The organism is Acinetobacter sp. ANC 5378, assembly GCF_013004315.1.
In the GTDB taxonomy this organism is placed as follows: Bacteria; Pseudomonadota; Gammaproteobacteria; order Pseudomonadales; family Moraxellaceae; genus Acinetobacter.
Genome location: NZ_JABERK010000015.1, coordinates 100,881 through 123,074, shown reverse-complemented (window position 1 = coordinate 123,074; position 22,194 = coordinate 100,881). Strand labels below are relative to the sequence as shown.

Genomic DNA, 22,194 nt, shown 5'->3' with positions numbered 1-22,194 from the left:
AAAATGCTGTGCTGCTTTTCGCACAGACATTTTATCTCTAGCCATAATTTCTATGACTTTGTCTTTAAAATCTTTTGAATATCCCATGCTTCTATTGTTCTATATTTTTGAGTATTTGGCTATAAATAAAGTTTCTATTTTATTCCGCTGCTTTAAATTGTATTCATCTGCTTTGGATAAACCAACAGCTTGCATGTTTTTACGATGATATGTAATTAAATCAATACCTTTGTTCTTCAACTTGGATTTCAATTCGTGACTGATGTATCCACGATCCGCATAGAGTTTTGCTTTTAATCCGTCTACCAACTGTTCAACCATTTTAATATCTGCTGTATGCCCATTGGATAAAGCTGTACGGACAATCTCTCCTGATTGATTCATGATTAAATGCAGCTTACAGCCATAGAACCAGCCCATAGAGCTCTTGCCTCTAGATGCAATTTTAGCTAAAGATTTATGTCGCTGAATGCGTTGATTTTTACATACTGGCAGTGTCGTTGAATCAACCCATAAATAAGCGTTTTGCTGATCTTTCATCAAAGCAAAATGCAAAGCATGTAATGCTAATTGATGTGATTGAATCAGATGAATTATGCGTTGGTAACAAGGTAGACTTTTAAATAAATGACTTTTATCTTGTCTTAAAGATGCAAAGAACGCTTTAAAGTTGTTGAAATGTGAACATTTATACCAAATGGCAATAAAGACGATTTCAGAAAGGCTCAATACGGATGAGCGCACTCTTAAGCGTTTTTTTCCTTGTTTTAGAAAATTCCAATAAGTTGATTCAAATTTTTGAAAGAAATCATCAATTGCACAGAATAAAGTAATAAAATCAAACATGGTGACTAGAGTTGTGAGTTTGGTGTGGTAACTCAACTGATGGCTCTAGTCATCTTTTTTTCAAGTCAATTTCTTATCCGAGATTCGGGTTAAATAGTAACGAATAACTATCTTTACTATGTTTGTAACAACTTGGAAATATATAAGTAATTTCAGGACGCTCTTTTTCAAAAGAAGCCTGTAAACTTTTTTCATTAATTACTGCAATTTCTTTCTGTTGCTTAACACTCTCTTTCATTTCATCAATCTGTAATTGCAAGGCTCTTTCTTGCTGTTCCAAAGCTTTGGTATTTTGTTCTAACTGCTTACCTTGTTGTACATAACCCAAGATCAACCAAAAGAAAGCGACAGGAGCAAATATTCCTGCAAGAAAATCACCAAGTTCATTTAGTGAGGTTGGCGATTTCAGCCCTCCAAAAATCCAAAATGCAACAATTACAGCCAACCAAACGACCGTAATTCCTATTCCCCAATTTAAACTTTTTTGATTCATATTTTTCTAATAAAAAACCGACGCCTAAGCATCGGTTTTACATAACTTTAAAAAACTAGCAAATTAAGCTTTCAACCACTTCTCTGCTTTGGCTTGATCTTCAACTTTCAGTTCAACCGTGGTCAAATCAATTGCACCACCTTGAACTTCAAACTGAATAAATTCATCACGGCGGAATGCATACACAGTGAAAGCACCTGCTTGTTTTGCATATTTCTCAAGAAGTTTTTCAGAGGCTTTTAAGCCATCAATTGCAACAATCACATCATTGGCTGAAAGACCGGCTTTCGCCCCTGCACTGTCACGACGAACCTGTTGAATCACCACACCTTCAGGTTTATCTGCAACTTTTAGTCCGAATGGCAAAGCTTTTTCATTTTTCAACTCAAAACTTAGACCAAATTCAGGGAACAACTGATCCAGTGGCAATTCGTCTGTGGTGTTAATCAAATGATTAATTTGTTCAAGCCAGCTTTGACCCGTCAACTCCTGACACAAATCAAAGATGGTACGTTCATTCACCTGAATGCCCTTTTGCGCATTTTCATACAGCTTACGCATGAGTGCATCCAGGCTTGAACCTTTAAGACGCAATCCTAAATCCAGGCACAACGCCACCAAACAACCTTTGTTGTAATAACTTGTACCTGCATTATTCGAGTTCTCATCCTGACGGTAGAATTTTACCCATGCATCAAAACTGGATTCCGCCACAGTTTGAATCGCATGACCTGGGTTTTGCAGGTAACGATCAATCTGTACTTTTAATAAAGCAATATACGATTCCTGATTAATCACACCGCTACGCAGCAAAATCAAATCGTCGTAATAAGAAGTAAAGCCTTCAAAGATCCAGAGGAGTGAAGTATAGCCTTCTCTATTCAAATCATAATTGACAAAGTTTTCAGGACGAATAAATTTCACCAGCCATGAGTGGAAATATTCGTGACTGCATAAACCCAAGAAACGTTGATAGTCTTTCGATGGTTCTTCTGGCTCATCAACTTTCGGAAAATCATCACGTGGAGTAATCAAGCTGGTGCTATTCGGGTGTTCCAAACCACCATAACTATTGCCTGTTGCCATCGTCATAAACGTATAGTTTTCAAATGGCGCTGAACCAAACATTGAAATTTCTGTGCTACAGATTTTTTCAATGTCTTGCTGCATACGCTGGACATTCATGGCATGTTTGCCCGAAACCACAAACTCATGCGGAATACCATTGGCTTCAAAACTAAAACGGGTTTGATCAGCCAGTTCAAATGGCGAATCAATTAGCTGCACATAGTTTTTAGCTTTTAAGGTATAACGACCTTTGACCAAGCTCTTATTTTCCAAACCGGTAGCCAATTGGAAGTGTTTCAGTTCAGGCGGCAAGAACACTTCAACTTCAATGGCTTTATCTTCCTGACCTTCCAGTCCCAAACATGCACAGGCTGGATTCACGTATAAACGTGTCTGATCCACATATGCACCGCGAACAGACAAATCATAGGCATAAACATCATATTCAACCGTAATCAGTTCATGATCAGTATTAAATAAACGCCATTTATTCTTTTCAAATTTTTGAATCTGTAAAATGCGGCCATCTTCATCATATGCTTTAACTGATTCAAGATGCTTTGAAAACTCGCGAATCAAATAACTTCCCGGAATCCAGGTCGGTAAAGAAAGTACTTGGGTAGGGTTTGCTAAAAAGCGAAGTGTCACGTGAACTAGATGCTGACGATAATCGTCAAATTCGATTTGATAATGCAACATAATGGGCAATACAAAATAAAAAAAGGTAACTTGGCAATTAGCTTAGCATTTTTTTACAAAGCAATGCGAACTGTCGCAATTGTCTACAATTCTGACTAGCCATTGCTAAAAAAAAAGCATAGCATGCCCGTGATTTTTTGCATTTTAAAGTCAATGGATTGGCAAATAAAGGAACATCATTGAAAGCTGTCATCTACCTCCTCGCGTCTCTTTGTTTATTGTGCTCCACGATAGTCAATGCTGCGTTACTGAACCTCGTCCCTGAAAGCGTTGAAGCTGCTGCATGGACCATTCTTGATACTCAATCCGGACAAGTGATTGCGGAGCACAATAGCCATGAGCAACGTGCACCGGCATCAATGACCAAAATGATGGTTGCGTATATAGCGCTGAAAGAAATTGAAGCGGGGCATTTAAAAAAGGATGAAATCATCACTGCAACACCGGTGGTAAAAATGGTGCAGTGGGATGAATCACAAATGTACCTGAAAGAAGGTGATCAGATCTCCGTTGATCAGCTGTTGGCGGGTTTGATCGTGATGTCAGCCAATGATGCTGCCGTGACTTTAGCGGAACGTATTTCAGGGACAGTACCGGCTTTCATCCAACGCATGAATAAAGAAGCCAAAGCTTTGGGAATGAACGATACGCATTTTGCCAATGCACCCGGTGTGACCATGCCAGATCATTTTTCCTCTGCACATGACATGGCACTGCTGGGTCAAGCACTCGCATTACAGACTCCTGAATATTTACACTATTCAGTGATGCCAAGTTTCAGTTATAACCAGCGTTTTCACCGTGCAACCAACTTGGCGCTCAAATTTGACCCAACTGTGGATGGTTTAAAAACCGGTTTTACCAAAGCCGCAGGTTATAACCTGGCACTGACTGCACATCGTCCTACCGGTAATCCGGCACTGCCTGAACGTCGCCTGATTGTCGTGGTCATGGGCACAAAAAATGCTTTAAAACGTGCTGAAGTTGCCCACACACTGCTGAACATGGCTTATACCTATACTCGCAATGAAGTGGCGATTAAAGACAAGCAGCTGATTGCTGAATTGCCGGTGATCAAATCCACTTTAAAAATGTTTAAACTGGAAACCAGCAAACCGCAAATTGTGACGACCTCTTTATATGACCAGCCTTATGCAATTGATCTGCAAACCTATGACACCGTGAATCAGCGTATTATGTTGAATACAGGCAATGGTACGATTCAGGTGATCGATCCATTACAAGAAACAAAAACCCACTTAAATGTCGAAATCAAAGAAAAACTACTGACTGCCCCATTAGCCAAAGTGATGGAATTGGCAACTGTGCAGGTTTATCAAAACAACCAGTTGATTCGCACCATTGCTATTGAAAATGATGTGCAAATCGAAGAAGCCAATTTCTTCCAGAAAATTGCGATTTGGTTTAAACAGCTTTTTAGTTTTTTCTCGACTGATGAAATTCAAGTCAAAATTTATCCTCTAGGCTAATTGCGTGACATTTCTTTAAGTTGTGTAAGCTGTATAACAATCTAAACAAGAGCAATGAATTGAAGATGGCATATGGATGCCATCTTCTTTTTTTGTCTTTAAAATAACAAATAGATCAAATAGGAGTAATCTGCATAAAATTATGATTGTGGGTGGTGGTGCCGGCGGTTTAGAGCTGGCTACCTAACTGGGGGATGCCATGAAAGCCCGCATTCAAGGCAAACCACAGCCGATGTTCAAATTTTTCCGACAAAGGTTCATTGGTGTCATTAAGCCATCATAAAGCAGTAGGAGAATTACTCGGGCAAGTGAATGTGCAAGGTTTTATCGCGAAATCGATGTATGTTTCTTTATGTCGACTGCATCAAGCCGCAATTCATGGCTATACTCATGCCGGTCTTTTGACCGCTAAGGATTTTGTCACAAGAAAAACGGCTTCAAAGATAAAATTACATTGAAATTTTAAAAACCGTCCCTATTATTAAGAAAATGTCATTAAAAACGTAGAAAATGCAGATTTTTGATAAATATGATCTACAAAATCTGCTTTTCACTTTATGATGTCCCCTTTAAAAATTGAATGGATCAATAACATGACTGCTATTGCAAATGACCTCGTGGTTTCTTTCCACTACACGTTGACTAACGCAGAAGGCGAAACTCTCGACCAATCACAAGGTGAACCACTTGCATATTTGCACGGTGCAGGTAACATCATCCCAGGTTTAGAAAATGCTTTGGAAGGCAAAACTGTTGGTGATAAATTTACTGTAAATGTTCCTGCAGCTGAAGGTTATGGCGAATATAACCCAGAAATGGTTCAAGAAGTTCCTGCTCAAATGTTCCAAGGCGTGGACAACATCCAACCAGGTATGCAGTTCCAAGCTCAAACTGATGACGGCGTGCAAATCGTGACTGTTAAAGCAGTTGAAGGCGACACAATCGTTGTGGATGCTAATTTCCCACTTGCTGGTCAAGACTTAACTTTCGAAGTTGAAATTGTTGAAATTCGTGAAGCTTCTGCTGAAGAATTAGAACACGGTCACGTACACGGCGCTGGTGGTCACCACCACTAAGATCGGTACAGATCAAAAAAGGCAAAGTTTTACTTTGCCTTTTTATTGCCTGAAATTTTTATACTGAATTCAATTACCAAAAAAAAATTAGTTTGTTTAACCATTTTATTAGCAACCTCTCTACAGCTGGCTGATTTGTTTTAAGCGCTGAAGATCGAGAATCCGAATCTGACTATAACTCCACTCTACAATGCCTTCCTGTATAAAATATTGCAGCTGCTTATTTAAGGTTTGTCGGGACACATTCAGTAATTCGGCAAATTCCTGTTGGCTCATTTTGAACTGAAGCGTTGAATGCAGCTGACTTTCAGGTGTTGCCTGCTGCCCCAAAATCATTAAATGTCGCGCAATCTTTTGATTGATGCTCGCGGTTTGCAGATAACGGTTTTTCTCCATCAAGCCATACATTCGCTCACTCAGTAATTGAATGATCTGCCACATGGCTTGTGGCTGCTGCTGTAATTGCTCCAGAAAAACCTGACCTGAAATCACCGCCACTTCAACCTGCTCTAGTGCATAAAAATCAAAAGTCAGCGGTTTTTGCTGCAAAAATGGCACCAGATTAAATACCGAATACATTTTCACATAATCACTGACTTTAAACTCGCCATCACTGAGCAGCCAGCCAATCTGCATCCGTCCAGACAACAGCACATAGATATCATCCAGCTTTTGTTGATAACGCAAAATCTGTTGTTGCGGTAAAAAACGTAGATATTTCACATGCTGCATTAACGTTTGATGTGATTGTGCATTGAATGCTGAAAAGACCACATCCTCCTTGAAAATTTGCTGTAATTTTTCTGCACGACTGAACATGTGAAATTGATGTTCTCATAAAAAAAACCTAGTAAACAAATACTAGGTTTTTCATCTCTTTAGACCAACCAATTTTTAGCGCTATGTATATCTCTAATTCAGATCAATATCGATTCTACACAGCGCCATCTTACAATCGAGTTATTAGGATGCTTTTTCTAAAATTTGACCATTTTCAAAGGTAAAATTGGAAATGTCCTGTTTCACGACTTTCTTCAAGCTCACACTTGGACGACCATCTACACCAAACGGGATCTCGCCTTCAATGGTGACACGACGTACCACACGTAGGTCGTCACCATAGTCATTAATCGCACGGTGTTGTGTGGCACGGTTATCCCAGATTGCGACATCCCCTACGCGCCAGCGCCAGCGCACAATGTTTTCTAAATTCACGGCATAGTCTTGGAATAGCTCAAACAAGCGACGTGAATCTTGGCTGTTATAACCGACAAAGCGTTTGAAGAAGTGACCCAATAATAATGTTTTCTCACCGCTTTCAGGATGTACACGAACCAATGGATGTTCAGTTTCATATTCAGTCGAGTTAAATAACTCACGATATTTTTGATAATTTTCGGTATCTGTTGTAACCGCTTTGGAAGCATAGTCAAAATCATTGCTATGCACTGCGCGCAAACTATCTGCCAATTTTTTCAGTTCTTCTGGCAGATCGTTATAGGCAGATGTCGTATTTGCCCAAACCGTATCCCCGCCTGCTGCCGGTGCAACAATGCTGCGTAAAATGGAAGCCTTTGGATAATCTTCAATAAAAGTAATATCGGTATGCCATGTATCTGCTCGGCCACCACGTGAATCCAGCTCTAGCACATGCACCGTTCCGCTTTTCACGGGAACGGTTGGATGATTCAATGGCTTTCCTAATAGTGCTGCGAAGCCTTCCTGTTCATCATCGGTTAAGTGCTGCTGATTTTTAAAAAAGATCGCTTTATATTTAACTAGAGCATGGTTAATTTCATAGACTGTGTCCTGATCTAAAGTTGAAGAGAGTTTGATTCCTTCAATTTCCGCACCAATGCGACCGGTAATCGGTTTGACTTGAATATGTTGATATTGATAGTTCGGATCATAGGGTTTGGTTTGAGTTTGGCTCATGACTATTCCTTATATTTCAATTTTTATTGCAACGTTGTGTTGTTGAAATACAGTCTGCCCTTAAACCATTTTAAACACTGTCAAACGTTTGACAGTGATCAGTACAATACCTGCTGAAGTTTTGAAGATTCCTGATTTAGCGGTTGAACTTTTAGGTATATAGTGAGTGGTATAAGTAAGTATTTAAATAAACACAAGCCTTTAAAAAACATAAAAAAATGTCGAATTTTAAAATTTAATTATTTATGATCAAGTCAAAATATTAAGAATATAGCTTGAGGAATGAATGGAACGTTTCTTTCACAATACCATGTATGCAGCACGCTGGATTTTAGCCCCCGTCTATTTTGGGCTTTCATTTGCACTGCTGCTTTTGGCAATTAAATTCTTTCAGGAAGTCTGGCATGTTTTACCGCATATTTTTGAATATTCTGAAGCAGACTTAATTCTTGTGATTTTGTCTTTAGTGGATATGAGCCTAGTGGGTGGTTTAATTGTGATGGTGATGTTTTCAGGTTATGAAAACTTTGTTTCACAACTGAAAATTAAAAATGAAGATACCCGCCTCAATTGGCTTGGTACCATGGATGCAAACTCACTTAAACTTAAAGTTGCTGCTTCCATCGTTGCGATTTCGTCTATTCATCTGCTGCGCATTTTTATGGATGCCAAAAATATTCCGAATGACAAAATCATGTGGTACATCATCATGCACCTGACCTTTGTCATTTCAGCATTTATGATGGGTTATCTGGATAAAATCAGTAAGCATTAATTATTTTTGTCTTCATCAAAAAAGCCCCTAGATCTGGGGCTTTTTATTCAAAACGATTATAGATAATCGCCTTCACGTTCTGGCTGATACAACACTTTTTCAATCTTCACTTTCATCAAATGACCATCGGGCTGCGGCCATTCAATTTCTTGTCCTTCTGCCAGCCCCAAAATTGCTGCGCCTACCGGTGCCAGTACATTGACTTGCCCTTTTTCACCGCGAAAATCATGCGGATACACCAAGGTAATATCCGTAGATTCGCTAGCAGGCGCAATAATAATACGCACACGCGCATTCATGGTCACTACATTTTCAGGAACATCTTGTGGAGCAACAACCTCAGCACGCGCAAGCTCATCTTCGAGATGCTGCATCGTTGGACTCAGTTTAGATTGATGATCAAGCATGGTTTCTAAACGTTGAAGATCTTGTTGAGAAATAATAATTGTTGGTTTAGCCATTTACCTGATTCCTTTGAACGAAAGATGTCATTAGAGCAATAGCAAAATGAGTTGTATCTTTTATGGAGTATTGTTCTGTTATAGCAGAAATATGAGATTCGAAAAATATGACTTTTAATCATATATAAAAAAAGCCCCCTTGAGGGGGCTTTCTCAAGTCGTTAACTTATTTTGCGTAAACAGGAAATTTAGCACAAACAGCCGCAACTTTTTCTTTAACCGTAGCGATTACCGCTTCGTCGCCTTTCGCATCCAAAATGTCTGCGATCCAGCCAGCAAGTTCACGTACTTCAGCTTCGCCGAAACCACGTGTTGTTACAGCAGGAGTACCAATACGGATACCAGAAGTCACGAACGGAGAACGTGGGTCATTTGGTACAGCATTTTTGTTCACAGTAATGTGAGCAGCACCTAACCAAGCATCCGCTTCCTTACCAGTCACGTCTTGTTTGATCAATGACAATAAGAACAAGTGGTTTTCAGTACCACCAGAAACGATATCATAACCACGTGCGATTAATACTTCAGCCATTGCTTTAGCATTTACCACAACTTGTTTTTGATATTCTTTGTATTCAGGTGTCATTGCTTCTTTAAAGCAGATTGCTTTAGCCGCAACAGCGTGAACCAATGGACCGCCTTGGTTACCTGGGAATACTGCAGATTGAAGTTTTTTCTCAATCTCTTCGTTTGCTTTAGCCAAGATTAAACCTGAACGTGGACCACGAAGTGTTTTATGCGTAGTCGTTGTTGTAACGTCAGCGATTTGTACTGGGCTTGGGTAAACACCCGCAGCAACTAAACCAGCAACGTGAGCCATATCTACAAACAGGTAAGCGCCAACTTTGTCCGCGATGTCACGGAAACGTTGCCAATCAACGATTTGGCTATATGCAGAGAAACCAGCAACGATCATGCGTGGCTTGTGTTCTACAGCTAAACGTTCAACTTCTTCGTAATCAATCTCGCCAGTTTCAACATTTAAGCCGTACTGAATCGCGTTATACGTTTTACCCGAGAAGCTAACTTTTGCACCGTGAGTCAAGTGACCACCGTGAGCCAAGCTCATACCCAAAACTGTATCGCCCGGGTTAAGAAGTGCCAGGTAAACAGCAGAGTTTGCTTGTGAACCAGCATGTGGCTGAACGTTAGCATAGTCAGCACCAAAGAGTTCTTTAGCACGGTCAATCGCCAATTGTTCGATGATGTCTACATATTCGCAACCGCCATAATAGCGTTTACCAGGGTAGCCTTCCGCATATTTGTTAGTGAGTTTTGAGCCTTGAGCTTCCATAACTGCTGGAGAGCAATAGTTTTCAGAAGCGATTAGCTCGATGTGCGCTTCTTGGCGCTCACCTTCAGCATCAATTGCTTTAGCTAATTCCGGGTCAAATTCAGAAATCGAGATATTGGCAAACATTAGCGAGGTCCTATAAATTAGGGCTTTTAAGCCGTGCTAAGATTGGCGCGTATTGTAGCATGAAGTTTATAAATATCGAGAATGAACTTTGTTCAGTTTAAAATAAAAATAGCTCATGTTTAGTTAAAAACATAAGCTATTTAGGTCAAATCAAGTTATTGAATTGGCATTAGAGATTTTACATCTGCAATTATTTTAGGAATATTCGCAGTATATGCAGTTGTATGATCCCAAGCTAAGTCATATTCCAAATCTATATTATCAGTCATTCCTAGTTTCGTCGCATTGGTAATAAGGTCAGCTGTCGCATTTGCTGGAACAGTCGTATCCGACCCACCTTGGTATATCTTCACTGGCGTCGTAACTTTCACAGATAAGGGCTGAGAAGTCGTATTCAAAAATGTTGAAATTGCAGGTATTTGCATAAAATTACTTTGTGTTAAATAACCTGACAATGACTTATTGGTGTCAGCGGCAGTTGCCATTTGATTATTAAAATTTATTCCTAATGGTTCTGAACAGACTGTTTCAGCTTGAGTGGCTATTGTTGCTGCATTTGTTTCAAAGACTTGAGCATATGTCGGTGGTGAAGGTTGACCCTGCAAACCCGCAGTAATCAGGGCAACATAGGTATTTAAAGAAGCTAAGGTGGAGACTTGATCTTTGGCTGGTAAATTCGCTACAAGCTGTTTTCCTGTATTAAAAATCGTTTGTAAATTAGATGCAGGTGCAACTACAACAGCTCCTTTATAATCAAGATTTGCACGCGAAGCATATTGAGCTGCCCCTAATGCTGCATGTCCACCTTGCGAGTGGCCTACTGCCATCCATTGATTAGATACTTTTGCCCCCAAATAATTACGTGCAGCGACAACCGCATCAGTAATAGAATAAGCCTCGCTTTTTAAATTGAGGAAAGGATGAAACTCATTACCACTTGGCTCGCCCAAGCCTTCATAATCAGGTGCCACCACCACATAACCTGCACTTAAAAGTTGAGTAATCATTCCTTCAATCTCTACCTTCAGTTTACTTCGACTCGGTGCACATTGATCCGCCACACCAGTAGTACCATGCGCCCAAACCACAATTGGCCAACCTTTTACAGGTGGCGCTGTTTTTGGTGTAATGACCAATGAGGTCGCTTGAACTTCCTGACCATTCACCCCCAACATTTTATAAGTCATCACCACGCTTTGACCCGCCACGCTGGTCATATTTGTTTCGGTATAAGGCGTAGGAGTAGAAACAACGGGGTTCTGAATATTATTAACCGGAATTCCATTATTAGGAACTGTAGAGCTTGAATCTCCACTTCCACTTCCACAAGCTGTTAAAAAAATGACCGAACTACCCATTAACACCGTTAATAATGTTTTTTTCATTTTTATATTTCCTTATATATTTTTATTTTGATGATTTTTAAGTAATCATGAATACAAACTATTACCTTTATTTAATATTTGAACAATGTGATTTAACATCAAATTTAAAATACAAAAATTGGCCGGATTAAACTTAATACAAATTATTGATTTTTATAAATTTTAATTTTATACTTTTACAAATATCAAACACTATTAATTTAACAAAATATGTCTGCCTTTATTTGCTTTATTCTTGGTTTTCTATTGGGTTACGCTATACGAAGTTTAAAAAAAGAAAAAACCGTTAACAACGTTGTACGTCGCTATTCTGCACCGATGACCTATCAACAAAAGCTCCACCTAAAAACTCATCATCAAAATGATAGTGACCGCATTCGTGAATTGAATGAATTAAGCCGAAATCAAAGCGTATTTTTACGATTGCTTAAACAAACGTTTATAAATCATGAAATCGCCATTAAACAAAAACGTTTTATCATTTTAGATCGCGACTATCTGCCATGTGCAATATTTGAATACCGTGATGGCACTCAAGCCATTAAATTGATGGATCATGAAGATGGTCTGCCTTTATATCTATATAAAGGTCTCATTTCGAGCGATGAATTAAAACAAGACTATTTAAACATCATCTCTGGGCAGGAATAATAAAGAATAGTTAAAAGTCACTGTTTTGAGTTTGTGTCAGCGCATTTGAAAGTGTTAAATTTATTCAAACTTCCGCTATAGTTATGGATCAGGTCATGCAAGCAATTATTCTCGATACAGAAACCCATACCTTAAATGGACAGCCGATTGAGATTGCGTATGCACCGGTTCAAATTAATGATGGAAAACTTACCCTCGACAAGACACAAATTTTTGACCAACTGTATAGTGTTGATGAACCCATTTCTTATGCGGCAATGGCGGTACATCATATTTTAGAGTCTGAATTAGTCGATCAGCCCCACTATACGACCTTCACCCTGCCAAGCGACACCACTTATATTATTGGTCATAATATTGATTACGATATTCGCGCACTGGAAAAATGTGGCGTGGATTCCAAAAATATTAAAGCCATTTGCACCCTTGCCCTTGCCCGTTTAGTCTGGCCAGATGCTGAAGCCCATAATATTTCTGCGCTCATTTATATGATTACCAAAGGCAGTGCAAAAGCCCGCGATATGATTAAAAAAGCACATCGTGCCGATATGGATATTATTTTAACGGCGAATATTTTGATGCATGAAATCCATCATCTAAAAATTAAAACTATTGAAGAACTTTATGAAGCGTCTGAAGATGCGCGTATTCCACGTAGCATTAATTTTGGCAAACACCGTGGTACTGCCATCACTGATTTACCTGCAGATTATATGCAGTGGCTGCTTCGTCAAGAAGACCTAGACCCTTACCTGCGTAAGGCGCTCGAAAATGCAAAGATCGTTACTCTATAATCTTTTGATTTGTAATATTTTTACATATTATTGTCATTATTAATGAATACAATCTGCCTTAATTTATTTTGGAGAGTAAATTAAGGCATGTCTCAATATCACAAAACTGACTTAGGCATTGAAAGTTTAAAACAGCGTTCAATGGATTTGAATGCTCGCCAACGTCGACTGTTACTCCTCATTGGAACAGAAGATTTTAATCTCCTTAATGAACAATTTAAAAAACGTATTGCACCGGTAGAATTACTCGAACAATTACTCGATATGGGCTTAATTGCTTGTTCTAGCGATGAGCAAATTCAAACAACGGTTTCTTCACCTGCAGTTAATAGTGAAATTGAAACCAGTCTCTCAACTCAAACCGCAACAGCACTTGCTGAGAAGTTGGCTAAACCTATTACCACAACTTCTTTATCGCCCTATATTGCAGCAATAGCAGATACTGAAGTAGAAAAAGAAGTCATAGAAGTATCTGTCGAAGCTTTAAACTTTGAGCAAGTAAAACAATTAATGGCACATCTTCTACAACAAAACTGCGGCTTAATGGCAAAACAACTGACTAATCGAATTCTACAAACCCAAGATTTACGCAGTTTAAAACTGTGTCAGATGCAATGGATTACTGAATTACAAGAAAGTCGTATTCCAGCCCACGAGTTAAATCAATGTTTAAAACAAATCAATTTTTCTCTACAAAAGCTAAATGCCTCATAAAATTTAAGAGGATTTTTCTGTTTTATGATTCATTTCAGGTCTTAGCTAGACAACTGCATTGATTTTTTCTTTCGATAAAACAAAGAGATTAACATCATCATAATCAAATTGTATAAAGTAAAATCTTAAAAATCCCATCTAAATACGACCTTTGCTCAATGGAGAATATTCTCTAAAAACTTCATATAGTAAGTATTTCAGGGGAATTCATTATGACGTCTCGACATTATTTAGAATTTCATCCAGCAGATAATCCGATGTACTTAAAAAAAGTAGGCAATTGGGTACTGACATTTTTAAGTGCTAGAGATGAATTGGCCAACATCCAACTTGCCATTACCAGTGTATTGCCGCGCCAAGTCAGTGAAAACCTGCAACCTGTTCGAGTCATCATTCACAAAACGAACGTTGAGAATCGTTGGCTGATTCAGCAGATTGAATGTTATGACAGCGCGCAGGGTAAGGATGAACAATTTAGCTGTAATGATGAAATTGGAATTAAAGTCATGCACAGCATTATTCAAGAATTTGATAAATATGATGTCGAAATAAATTTATTATAAGTTTAGGGTCTGTTGACATTTACTGTTCATAATTAAAACTATAAAGGTAGCCATAAAAATATACAGGCTAAAGCAACAGAACTTTGATAATTTATTTTGAGCTTGTCATATCGAGTGGCTATTCCTCTAAATTGCTTTAATCTACAAAACATATTTTCAACTAAATGCCTGATTTTATATAAATACCAGTCCATATGATCATTGTTCGACTGGCTATTTATTTTCTTTGGTATATTCGCTTTTGTCCCTGTTTTTCTGATCTGTTCACGCAGTGGTTCTGAATCATAGCCTTTATCTGCGCATACCACTTCTGTCTCTTTTAAATCTAATGTTGATATTAAATCAGGTGCAACTTTGACGTCATGTGTGGTTCCATCGGTAATCATGAAATCAATAGGATTACCATGAGCATCAACAATCAAATGTATTTTTGAGGAGTTTCCTCCTACACTTTTAGAAATGGATTGATTCGCTATGCCGGCAGCATGTTGATGAGCACGTACGTGAGAGCCATCAATAAAAATCCACTCCATATCGGGGCATGATGCTAATAATTTGAATAATCTAATTAACTTACCGCTGCTTGACCAACGATTAAAACGTTTGAAAATAGAGTTTAATCGACCAAAACAGGAAGGAATATCTCGCCAAGGACAGCCTGTTCTAATTCTATAGAGAATAGCTTCAATAAAATGACGTAAATTTGAGTTGTGATGAATGCATAAATTACGCAGAATAACTTTCAACTTTTGCCAGTGTTGATCTGTCAGCATGGTACGAGGCATAGCGAATAGTAAAATTGGGTTTGGCGATTTAATTTTACTACTTCGCTATTTTTTAAGCTAAAAGTGTCAACACACCCTAGCCTTTAGCTCACTTCGGTGAACTTTTTTATTTAATTTCTTTGATGATCAATAACCCTTAAACCAATAGAAACCACTCATTTAAACTTAGGCGCATTAAAAAACTCACCCTGTAGGTGAGTTTTTTAATCTCTGATACTTTTATTTGAATAAGCTGCATATTTAATCATATTTGCATTACTCGATAATGCGATAGATGCTGTCTGAATTACGGCTCTCAAAAAGCAGTTCAATACTGGGCCGTATAATTTCACCCGCTATAATAATATGTTCAATTCTTTGAAATATTGACAGTTTATTCAACTCAGCATTTTCAGGAAGATCCCGAAGTAATGCATGCACTTCATGTATCTTACTAAACTGGTCTGTTACTTTCACCTCAATCATTTGAGTCATGGTGGGTTCTCTTCTTAGTTGATTTAATGAACCTTTTTATAGCATATGTTCTGTCATAGACATTGCTTGGAGATGTTAGATTTTTTGGCAATGTAATTTTTTATAATCAGATACATGATATCTCTTTTAAATCATGCAGACAAAAAGCTAGACATAACTCAAAACAGTATCATTTCCTCCCTACACGCCTAAGCTTGTTAAAATTTAAATCATAAAAAAGCTTTTTGATTTAAAAATAAGAAAGCCCGCATTTCTGCGGGCTTTTATGTTGGAAGGCTAGTGCTGATTTCTTGTTCAACCCTAAGGTTGTAAACTCAACGAGCTGTCATTTATCCGTCCAACTACTTTGTAGCGTCATCTACGACCTACTGTAGTTTTACTATAAGCGTATACAATTTTTCTGGCAAGACCGGTTAACATTCTAAAATAATTGTATAAAAAAAATACAGTTGATAATTTTCAATTTTAGTAGATCATTCCATGCATCATACCTATAGATCATTCTTCAGTTGAATCAAGTAAAATAACACAGCATTTTTGACGAGTCTGACGCAATGTTAGTTCAATTGATTTTAAGCGACTTATATCGATATTGTGGCAACACAAAATTCAGTTCATTTATTAAAAACTACTTTTTTAATCGTGGCTTTAATTTCAGTTTTTGGCTTCGTTTAGCTGGCTCAAAATCGATTATTGCGAAATTGGCTTATCCAATTTTTTATTATAAAAAGAAAAAATACGGTATCGATATTCATTGCACCACAAAAATCGGTTATGGACTCTATATCGGTCATGGTGGGCCATTAGTGGTCAATCCAACTGCGATTATTGGCAATAACGTTAATCTTTCACAATACATGACTATTGGTGCAAATGGCGGCAGTCAAGCAGCCATCATCGGTGACAATGTTTATATTGGACCCAATGTCTGTGTGATCGACAATGTGCATATTGGAAACAATGCCACCATTGGCGCAGGCAGTGTAGTGACGAAAGATATTCCAGAAAATGCAACTGCAGTCGGCAACTATGCCAAAGTTATTAACTATAACAATGCCGGTAAGTCAGTAAACAGACGTTGGCCGATTGGAAATTAAAATTCCAAATATAAAAAAAGAGGACAAAATGTCCTCTTTTTCAATATCTGGTGCGCTCAGCGGGACTCGAACCCACGCCACAGGCTTCGGAGACCTGTACTCTATCCAGTTGAGCTATGAGCGCGCGTGCACATCATAACAAAAAAAACCATAAGGTAAAGCAACTATATATAAGTCATCATTTTTTGTGCTCAGTCTTTATACAATGTTCCATAATTGCAACATAGAATTCCTGCTTATTTACTTGGTTTATTAGTAAAGATCACTCACAATACTCATACTATTCACCATGTGAGAACTTCATGACTGATGCATTGACCTTGAGAGACGTATCTAAAACTTACCGAAATGGTTTTCAAGCACTGAAAGGTATTAACCTAACTGTACCTGAAGGCGAGTTTTATGCACTCCTCGGACCTAATGGCGCAGGTAAATCAACCACCATCAGCATCATCAGCTCTCTCACTAAAAAAACTTCCGGTACGGTTGAAATTTTTGGGCACAATCTGGACACTCATCCATCTGAAGCCAAACAATGCTTAGGCGTCGTTCCACAAGAATTTAACTTTGGTCAATTTGAAAAAACCTTTGATATTTTAGTGACTCAAGCCGGTTATTACGGCATTCCCAAAAAAATTGCTGAAAAACGAGCTGAAGAATATTTAGAAAAACTTGGTCTTTGGGATAAACGTGGCGTTCAAGCGCGTATGCTTTCGGGCGGTATGAAACGTCGTTTAATGATTGCACGTGCCATGATGCATCAACCTAAACTATTGATTCTGGATGAACCAACCGCAGGTGTAGACATTGAATTACGTCGTTCGATGTGGGACTTTCTCACTGAAATGAATGAAAAAGGTACGTCTATTATTTTGACGACCCATTATTTAGAAGAAGCTGAAATGCTGTGTCGTCGCATTGCCATTATTGACCGCGGTGTCATTAAAGAAGATACCAGCATGAAGTCTTTCTTAAATCAGCTCAGTGAAGAATCATTTATTTTTGATCTGGTTGAACCGATTCAACCGATTAATATTGAAATTATTGGTGTACGTTTTAATTTAATTGATCCTGTTACTTTAGAAGTCACCATGGACAAGGCACACACCGTGAATGAATTGTTCCAGCTTATGGAAGCGCAAGGCATTCAAGTGCGCAGTATGCGTAATAAATCGAATCGCTTAGAAGAACTGTTTGTGAAAATGGTTGAAAAAAATCTTGATGGAGCTGCGCAATGAACTTTAATCAACTCAGTGTTGCGCTGTATACCCTTGTGCATAAAGAAGTGCGTCGCTTTATGCGCATTTGGCCACAAACCTTGTTACCCCCTGCCATCACCATGAGTTTGTACTTTGTGATTTTTGGTAATCTGGTCGGCTCACGCATTGGTGAAATGGGTGGCTTTAGCTATATGCAGTTTATTGTGCCCGGCCTGATTATGATGGCGGTGATCACCAATAGCTATGCCAATGTCTCTTCCAGTTTCTTTAGCGCAAAATTCCAAAAAAGCATTGAAGAACTGATCATGAGTCCTGTGCCCCTGCATATGATTCTTTGGGGCTATGTGATTGGTGGCGTCTGTCGAGGTGTTTTGGTTGGCATTATTGTGACTGCAATGAGCCTGTTCTTTACTGACCTTTATATTACCAACTGGTTTGTGACGATATACACCGTTTTAATTACCTCGTTGTTGTTTTCACTCGGCGGTCTGATTAATGCGGTTTATGCGAAATCTTTTGACGATATTTCAATTATTCCAACCTTTGTACTGACTCCACTCACCTATTTAGGTGGTGTATTCTATGCCATTAGTGCTTTAAGTCCATTTTGGCAAAATCTCTCTTTAATTAACCCGATCGTATATATGGTCAATGCCTTCCGTTTCGGCATTTTAGGTCATAGTGATGTCAATGTTTCAGTTTCATTGAGCGTCATCACCTTATGTTGCGTAGCGCTTTACGGCATAGCTTACTATTTACTTTCTCGTGGTTTAGGAATGCGTGAATAATGAGTGTAGAACATTCTCTCTTAGGTAAAGACACCAATTATCCAACAGAATATCAACCCGATATTCTGTTTCCAATTGCACGTGCGCAAGCGCGGGAAAAATACGCCCATGTTGAAGGCATTCAACAAGGTAAAGACTGGTGGCATGTTTTTGAAATTTCCTGGTTAAATGCAGCTGGCATTCCACAGGTTGCAATTGGTCGTATTACCTTACCGGCATCTTCGCCCAACCTGATCGAATCCAAATCACTCAAGCTCTACTTTAACAGTATGAACTTTACCAAATTCGATTCAAAAGATGCTTTTATTGCGACGGTTGAAAAAGACTTATCCGCAGCCGCAGGTGCACCGATCAGCCTGACTTTATTTCAGGCTGATGATCTGGATATTTCCAAACCTGAAGGGATCTGTATCGATGATTTAAGCCCTGAACGCTTAGAGAACCATCCAGATGCGACTTTATTAAAATTAGATCCAGAAAATAGTGACGAAGTCGAAATTCAACTGTATTCACATTTACTACGCAGTAACTGTCCAGTCACTGGCCAGCCTGATTGGGGCACAGTTTTTATTCGATATCAGGGTAAAAAACCTTGTTATCGCAGTATTTTAGCTTATATTATTTCTTACCGTCAGCATAATGGATTCCATGAACAATGCGTGGAACAGATGTTTGCCGACATCTGGCAAAACCTTGCTCCAGAAAAGCTGATGGTATATGCAACGTATACACGTCGTGGTGGATTAGACATCAACCCTTGCCGTGTATCGGATGCGACATGGATGCCTCGCCCCATTCGTTTGGCGCGACAATAAAATGAAGAACATTGAGGTTTTTTAACATGCCATTTTTTGGGTTTATTCCTTCTGCAGAATTATTAACCAGTATTCAAACCGCTCAGGAAAAGAAAAATTCCAGCGAACCGCTTTACCCTTTACGCGACAAAATAGCATTGCTGATTAATGAAGAAATCATTGATGCCATTTTGACCGAACTTGTTCACCATTTTCCAGCCAGTGATAAACGTGATACTGCTGAAAAACTCGCAGGTTACATCAAATCAACCGTTGCTGTTTTATTGAAACAGCTGATGGGGAAATCTCCAAATGATGTGGTCAAACAATCGATTGAATTTTCTGAAAAAAGCTTGTTCAAAGATGCGGAAGGTAACTTGCGCGTAGGCGAACGTTTGGACGCAAGTTTGGTGACCAATCTCAAACACAGTTATGCGGAAATTAAAGCCGGCAATGACGTCAATAAAGCGGCGCTCACTGAATCGTATAAGCAATTTGCTGAAGCGACTGTTCGTCATTTTATGAGTGACTTTAATAAGACCCTAGATTTGGGCATGATCAAGCGTAAAACTGCAGATATCGGATCTGCTGCGGTAATTAAAGCAGTCCATATGGCAGTGGACAAAATCATTCCGAATCTCAATAAAGCTGAGCTTTTGGCACTTGCGGAATATCACGATACCTTATTTCATCCTTAAGCACTTTTAGAACAATCTAAAACCTGGCAATAGCCAGGTTTTTTTATGGCAAGATTTCGCTCTCAATTAATAAGTACAGTGAATCAATACCGCCTTTATGCGGATTCAGTTCGATCAGGTATTACAAATTGGCTTTGTATTACCTTGATTTCAGAAAAAAGACAGTCATCTTTTTCCCACTCTTACATTTTTATGCAAATCATTTCGATATAAAGTGATGAGGGAACATGATTTTGCGTCACCACTAAATATCGGATGATTTGCTCGCAACAAGTCCCTGTTTAGCAGCGCAATGTATTGTGATGTATTTTCAACCAAAAACTGCTTGAGAAAGCACAATTGCCACTAAATTTCTTACCCTAAGCCTAGATAGACCGTATCATTGCAAACAATGTAAAAGACCAGACTTGATCAGCTAAAACAGGCGGATGATCTTTTATTTTTGTCCTTCAACTGACAATAGCAAAGCATAGCCAAGAAAACCGGTCTCAAATACGCAGATTTACGCGCAGACCTACGATCTTTGTCTTTTTTTGTATACGTACTTGTTGATGCAGCTCTGGTCAATGTTATCTTAAGCCCCAATAGAAATTCTGTTACCTTTCATGCGATAGATTTTCAGTCATTCAGTCTGAAATGGCAGCTTTTAGCGTCGTGATGTCAATTGATACACACTGATTATGTTTTTGGAACTTTGAGTAATATGTTAAATATCAACTTTTATAACAAAATTAAACGTCTTCCTTTACTTCTCGGTGCACTTTCCATCACCAGCTTCTGCCAAGCCAATGATTTTTATAATCACCCTGCATATAACAGCTTCAAGCAAAAAACCATGCAGACTTATGGCTTAAGTGCCGAGCAAGTCGACTGGGCCATGAATGGCTCAAAAAACCTGCCCAATATTATCAATATCATGAATCGTCCAGGTGAAAGTAAGCCCTGGTACCAATATAAAACCAACTTTATGGCTGAAAGCACCATTCAGCGTGGGGTGCGTTTCAAAAATCAATATGCCGATACCTTAAACCGTGCAGAACAGCAGTTTGGTGTGCCTCAATCGGTGATTTTAGGTGTTTTAGGAGTAGAAACCGGTTTTGGTGTCAATAAAGGCAATTTCGTCACCCGTGATGCCTTGGCAACTTTAGGTTTTGGCTATGAACGTCGTGCACAATATTTTCAGGATGAACTCTCTGCACTGATTGCATGGACCTATAAAGATGGTGTTCCAACCAGTTCAGTGACAGGTTCGTATGCGGGTGCAATCGGCTACCCTCAATTTATGCCAAGCAACATTCCCAAACTAGGCGTTGACTATGATGCTGACGGGCATATTGACCTGAGAAATTCAGCGGTAGATGCGATTGGTTCGATTGCCAATTATTTGGCTCAACATGGCTGGCAACGCAATCAACCGATTGGCTTTTCTGCACGCTATATAGGAAATAATCCAGAATCAATTATCGCCAAAGATTTGGAACAAGCAACACCTTATGGAGTCTTAAAGAATCAAGGTGTTACACCAACAAATCCGATTGTGAAAATAGATGATCTCGATATGGTGAATATTATTCAGCTTCAAGACAGCTATGCGCCAATTTATTATATAACTTACCCAAACTTTCAAGTCATTACGACCTATAACAAGAGCCGTATGTATGCCACTGCGGTATGGCAATTAGGCACTGAAATCGCCAGTCGTTAAGACTGGTTTTTACGAAAAACAACCAAAGTCAAGATTTTTTTATGCAAAATGGCGCACAAAACAGGCGTTTTAAATATATGGTTACAATATTGATTATTTTTTAATCGAAAAACGTTCTATTTCTGTCCTTTTTGTAATATTTTCAATTAAAGAGTAGACAGCTTTAGCATGGCATGAATATTATCCATCTCGTCAAATGTAGTTGCAAAAGAGAATTAACAGACTGGATTGCTTATATTTCAAGCTTTTAAATGAAATTAAGT

Annotated in this window: 21 protein-coding genes, 1 tRNA gene and 3 pseudogenes; 14 read left to right on the top strand and 11 right to left on the bottom strand. The window is 38.7% G+C overall.

Annotation, left to right across the window (positions count from 1 at the left end; translation table 11 throughout):
* Positions 1–123 precede the first annotated feature (123 nt).
* The 3 genes and pseudogenes from HLH16_RS06100 to HLH16_RS06090 form a co-directional block, all read right to left on the bottom strand.
* Positions 124–846, bottom strand: a pseudogene (locus tag HLH16_RS06100) (IS982 family transposase); the annotation flags it as partial.
* Positions 847–1,056: 210 nt separating this feature from the next.
* Positions 1,057–1,339 (bottom strand): annotated as a pseudogene (locus tag HLH16_RS06095) (hypothetical protein); the annotation flags it as partial.
* A 63-nt stretch (positions 1,340–1,402) separates the two neighbouring features.
* On the bottom strand, positions 1,403–3,106 hold the full coding sequence (locus HLH16_RS06090) for a M61 family metallopeptidase (RefSeq protein ID WP_171528655.1): 1,704 nt from the start codon (positions 3,104–3,106) through the stop codon (positions 1,403–1,405).
* Positions 3,107–3,285: 179 nt separating this feature from the next.
* Between HLH16_RS06090 and HLH16_RS06085 the strand changes: the two genes are divergently transcribed.
* The 3 genes and pseudogenes from HLH16_RS06085 (at position 3,286) to slyD (ending at position 5,672) form a co-directional block, all read left to right on the top strand.
* On the top strand, positions 3,286–4,596 hold the full coding sequence (locus HLH16_RS06085; protein WP_171528654.1) for a D-alanyl-D-alanine carboxypeptidase PBP6B: 1,311 nt from the start codon (positions 3,286–3,288) through the stop codon (positions 4,594–4,596).
* A 187-nt stretch (positions 4,597–4,783) separates the two neighbouring features.
* Positions 4,784–5,054: pseudogene (locus HLH16_RS06080) on the top strand (NAD(P)/FAD-dependent oxidoreductase); the annotation flags it as partial.
* Between the two features lie 135 nt (positions 5,055–5,189).
* Complete coding sequence (gene slyD, locus HLH16_RS06075) at positions 5,190–5,672, top strand: peptidylprolyl isomerase (RefSeq protein ID WP_131213491.1); 483 nt, start codon at positions 5,190–5,192, stop codon at positions 5,670–5,672.
* A gap of 120 nt (positions 5,673–5,792) precedes the next feature.
* On the opposite strand, the gene HLH16_RS06070 is transcribed toward slyD, so the two are convergent.
* Together HLH16_RS06070 and HLH16_RS06065 are read right to left on the bottom strand one after the other, a co-directional pair.
* On the bottom strand, positions 5,793–6,491 hold the full coding sequence (locus HLH16_RS06070) for a Crp/Fnr family transcriptional regulator (RefSeq protein ID WP_171528653.1): 699 nt from the start codon (positions 6,489–6,491) through the stop codon (positions 5,793–5,795).
* A gap of 144 nt (positions 6,492–6,635) precedes the next feature.
* Complete coding sequence (locus HLH16_RS06065; RefSeq protein WP_171528652.1) at positions 6,636–7,607, bottom strand: TauD/TfdA dioxygenase family protein; 972 nt, start codon at positions 7,605–7,607, stop codon at positions 6,636–6,638.
* A gap of 286 nt (positions 7,608–7,893) precedes the next feature.
* Between HLH16_RS06065 and HLH16_RS06060 the strand changes: the two genes are divergently transcribed.
* Positions 7,894–8,382 (top strand): TIGR00645 family protein, encoded by a 489-nt coding sequence (locus HLH16_RS06060; RefSeq protein WP_171528651.1) that lies wholly within the window; start codon positions 7,894–7,896, stop codon positions 8,380–8,382.
* 56 nt (positions 8,383–8,438) lie between these two features.
* Here the strand turns inward: HLH16_RS06060 and rnk are convergent, their stop codons facing one another.
* The 3 genes from rnk to HLH16_RS06045 all read right to left on the bottom strand — a co-directional run bounded on the left by rnk (position 8,439) and on the right by HLH16_RS06045 (position 11,648).
* Positions 8,439–8,843 (bottom strand): nucleoside diphosphate kinase regulator, encoded by a 405-nt coding sequence (rnk, locus tag HLH16_RS06055; RefSeq protein ID WP_171528650.1) that lies wholly within the window; start codon positions 8,841–8,843, stop codon positions 8,439–8,441.
* Between the two features lie 166 nt (positions 8,844–9,009).
* Positions 9,010–10,263 carry a serine hydroxymethyltransferase gene (glyA, locus tag HLH16_RS06050; protein WP_131286478.1) on the bottom strand — a complete coding sequence of 418 codons (1,254 nt, stop codon included), beginning with the start codon at positions 10,261–10,263 and terminating at the stop codon, positions 9,010–9,012.
* 155 nt (positions 10,264–10,418) lie between these two features.
* Positions 10,419–11,648: an alpha/beta hydrolase gene (locus tag HLH16_RS06045; RefSeq protein WP_171528649.1), complete on the bottom strand. Its 1,230-nt coding sequence runs from the start codon at positions 11,646–11,648 to the stop codon at positions 10,419–10,421.
* A gap of 210 nt (positions 11,649–11,858) precedes the next feature.
* On the opposite strand from HLH16_RS06045, the gene HLH16_RS06040 reads away from it, so the two are divergent.
* From HLH16_RS06040 to HLH16_RS06025, 4 genes are all read left to right on the top strand, one after another.
* Entirely contained in the window at positions 11,859–12,299 is a 441-nt protein-coding gene (locus HLH16_RS06040) for a hypothetical protein (protein ID WP_171528648.1), read from the top strand.
* A 95-nt stretch (positions 12,300–12,394) separates the two neighbouring features.
* Complete coding sequence (locus HLH16_RS06035) at positions 12,395–13,093, top strand: exonuclease domain-containing protein (RefSeq protein ID WP_171528647.1); 699 nt, start codon at positions 12,395–12,397, stop codon at positions 13,091–13,093.
* Between the two features lie 87 nt (positions 13,094–13,180).
* Positions 13,181–13,807 (top strand): hypothetical protein, encoded by a 627-nt coding sequence (locus HLH16_RS06030; protein ID WP_171528646.1) that lies wholly within the window; start codon positions 13,181–13,183, stop codon positions 13,805–13,807.
* A gap of 212 nt (positions 13,808–14,019) precedes the next feature.
* Positions 14,020–14,370, top strand: a complete 351-nt coding sequence (locus tag HLH16_RS06025) for a hypothetical protein (protein ID WP_171528645.1) — start codon at positions 14,020–14,022, stop codon at positions 14,368–14,370.
* A gap of 38 nt (positions 14,371–14,408) precedes the next feature.
* On the opposite strand, the gene HLH16_RS06020 is transcribed toward HLH16_RS06025, so the two are convergent.
* Complete coding sequence (locus tag HLH16_RS06020; protein ID WP_171528644.1) at positions 14,409–15,155, bottom strand: IS5 family transposase; 747 nt, start codon at positions 15,153–15,155, stop codon at positions 14,409–14,411.
* Positions 15,156–15,410: 255 nt separating this feature from the next.
* Positions 15,411–15,629, bottom strand: coding sequence for a hypothetical protein (locus tag HLH16_RS06015; RefSeq protein WP_171528643.1), 219 nt, complete (start codon positions 15,627–15,629; stop codon positions 15,411–15,413).
* 554 nt (positions 15,630–16,183) lie between these two features.
* Here HLH16_RS06015 and HLH16_RS06010 point away from each other — a divergent pair.
* Positions 16,184–16,726, top strand: a complete 543-nt coding sequence (locus tag HLH16_RS06010) for a serine O-acetyltransferase (RefSeq protein WP_171528642.1) — start codon at positions 16,184–16,186, stop codon at positions 16,724–16,726.
* A 48-nt stretch (positions 16,727–16,774) separates the two neighbouring features.
* Here the strand turns inward: HLH16_RS06010 and HLH16_RS06005 are convergent.
* A tRNA-Arg gene (locus HLH16_RS06005) sits at positions 16,775–16,850 on the bottom strand.
* Between the two features lie 178 nt (positions 16,851–17,028).
* On the opposite strand from HLH16_RS06005, the gene HLH16_RS06000 reads away from it, so the two are divergent.
* The 5 genes from HLH16_RS06000 (at position 17,029) to mltB (ending at position 21,931) form a co-directional block, all read left to right on the top strand.
* Positions 17,029–17,964: an ABC transporter ATP-binding protein gene (locus HLH16_RS06000; RefSeq protein ID WP_171528641.1), complete on the top strand. Its 936-nt coding sequence runs from the start codon at positions 17,029–17,031 to the stop codon at positions 17,962–17,964.
* Positions 17,961–18,734: an ABC transporter permease gene (locus HLH16_RS05995; RefSeq protein WP_171528640.1), complete on the top strand. Its 774-nt coding sequence runs from the start codon at positions 17,961–17,963 to the stop codon at positions 18,732–18,734. Before HLH16_RS06000 ends, HLH16_RS05995 begins: the two co-directional genes overlap by 4 nt.
* The gene (gene queF, locus HLH16_RS05990; protein ID WP_171528639.1) at positions 18,734–19,549 is read left to right on the top strand and encodes an NADPH-dependent 7-cyano-7-deazaguanine reductase QueF; all 816 of its coding nucleotides are present in this window, start codon (positions 18,734–18,736) and stop codon (positions 19,547–19,549) included. Before HLH16_RS05995 ends, queF begins: the two co-directional genes overlap by 1 nt.
* Before the next feature lie 26 nt (positions 19,550–19,575).
* Positions 19,576–20,226 carry a hypothetical protein gene (locus HLH16_RS05985; protein ID WP_171528638.1) on the top strand — a complete coding sequence of 217 codons (651 nt, stop codon included), beginning with the start codon at positions 19,576–19,578 and terminating at the stop codon, positions 20,224–20,226.
* 703 nt (positions 20,227–20,929) lie between these two features.
* Positions 20,930–21,931, top strand: coding sequence for a lytic murein transglycosylase B (gene mltB, locus HLH16_RS05980; RefSeq protein ID WP_171528637.1), 1,002 nt, complete (start codon positions 20,930–20,932; stop codon positions 21,929–21,931).
* The last annotated feature ends 263 nt before the right edge of the window (positions 21,932–22,194 follow it).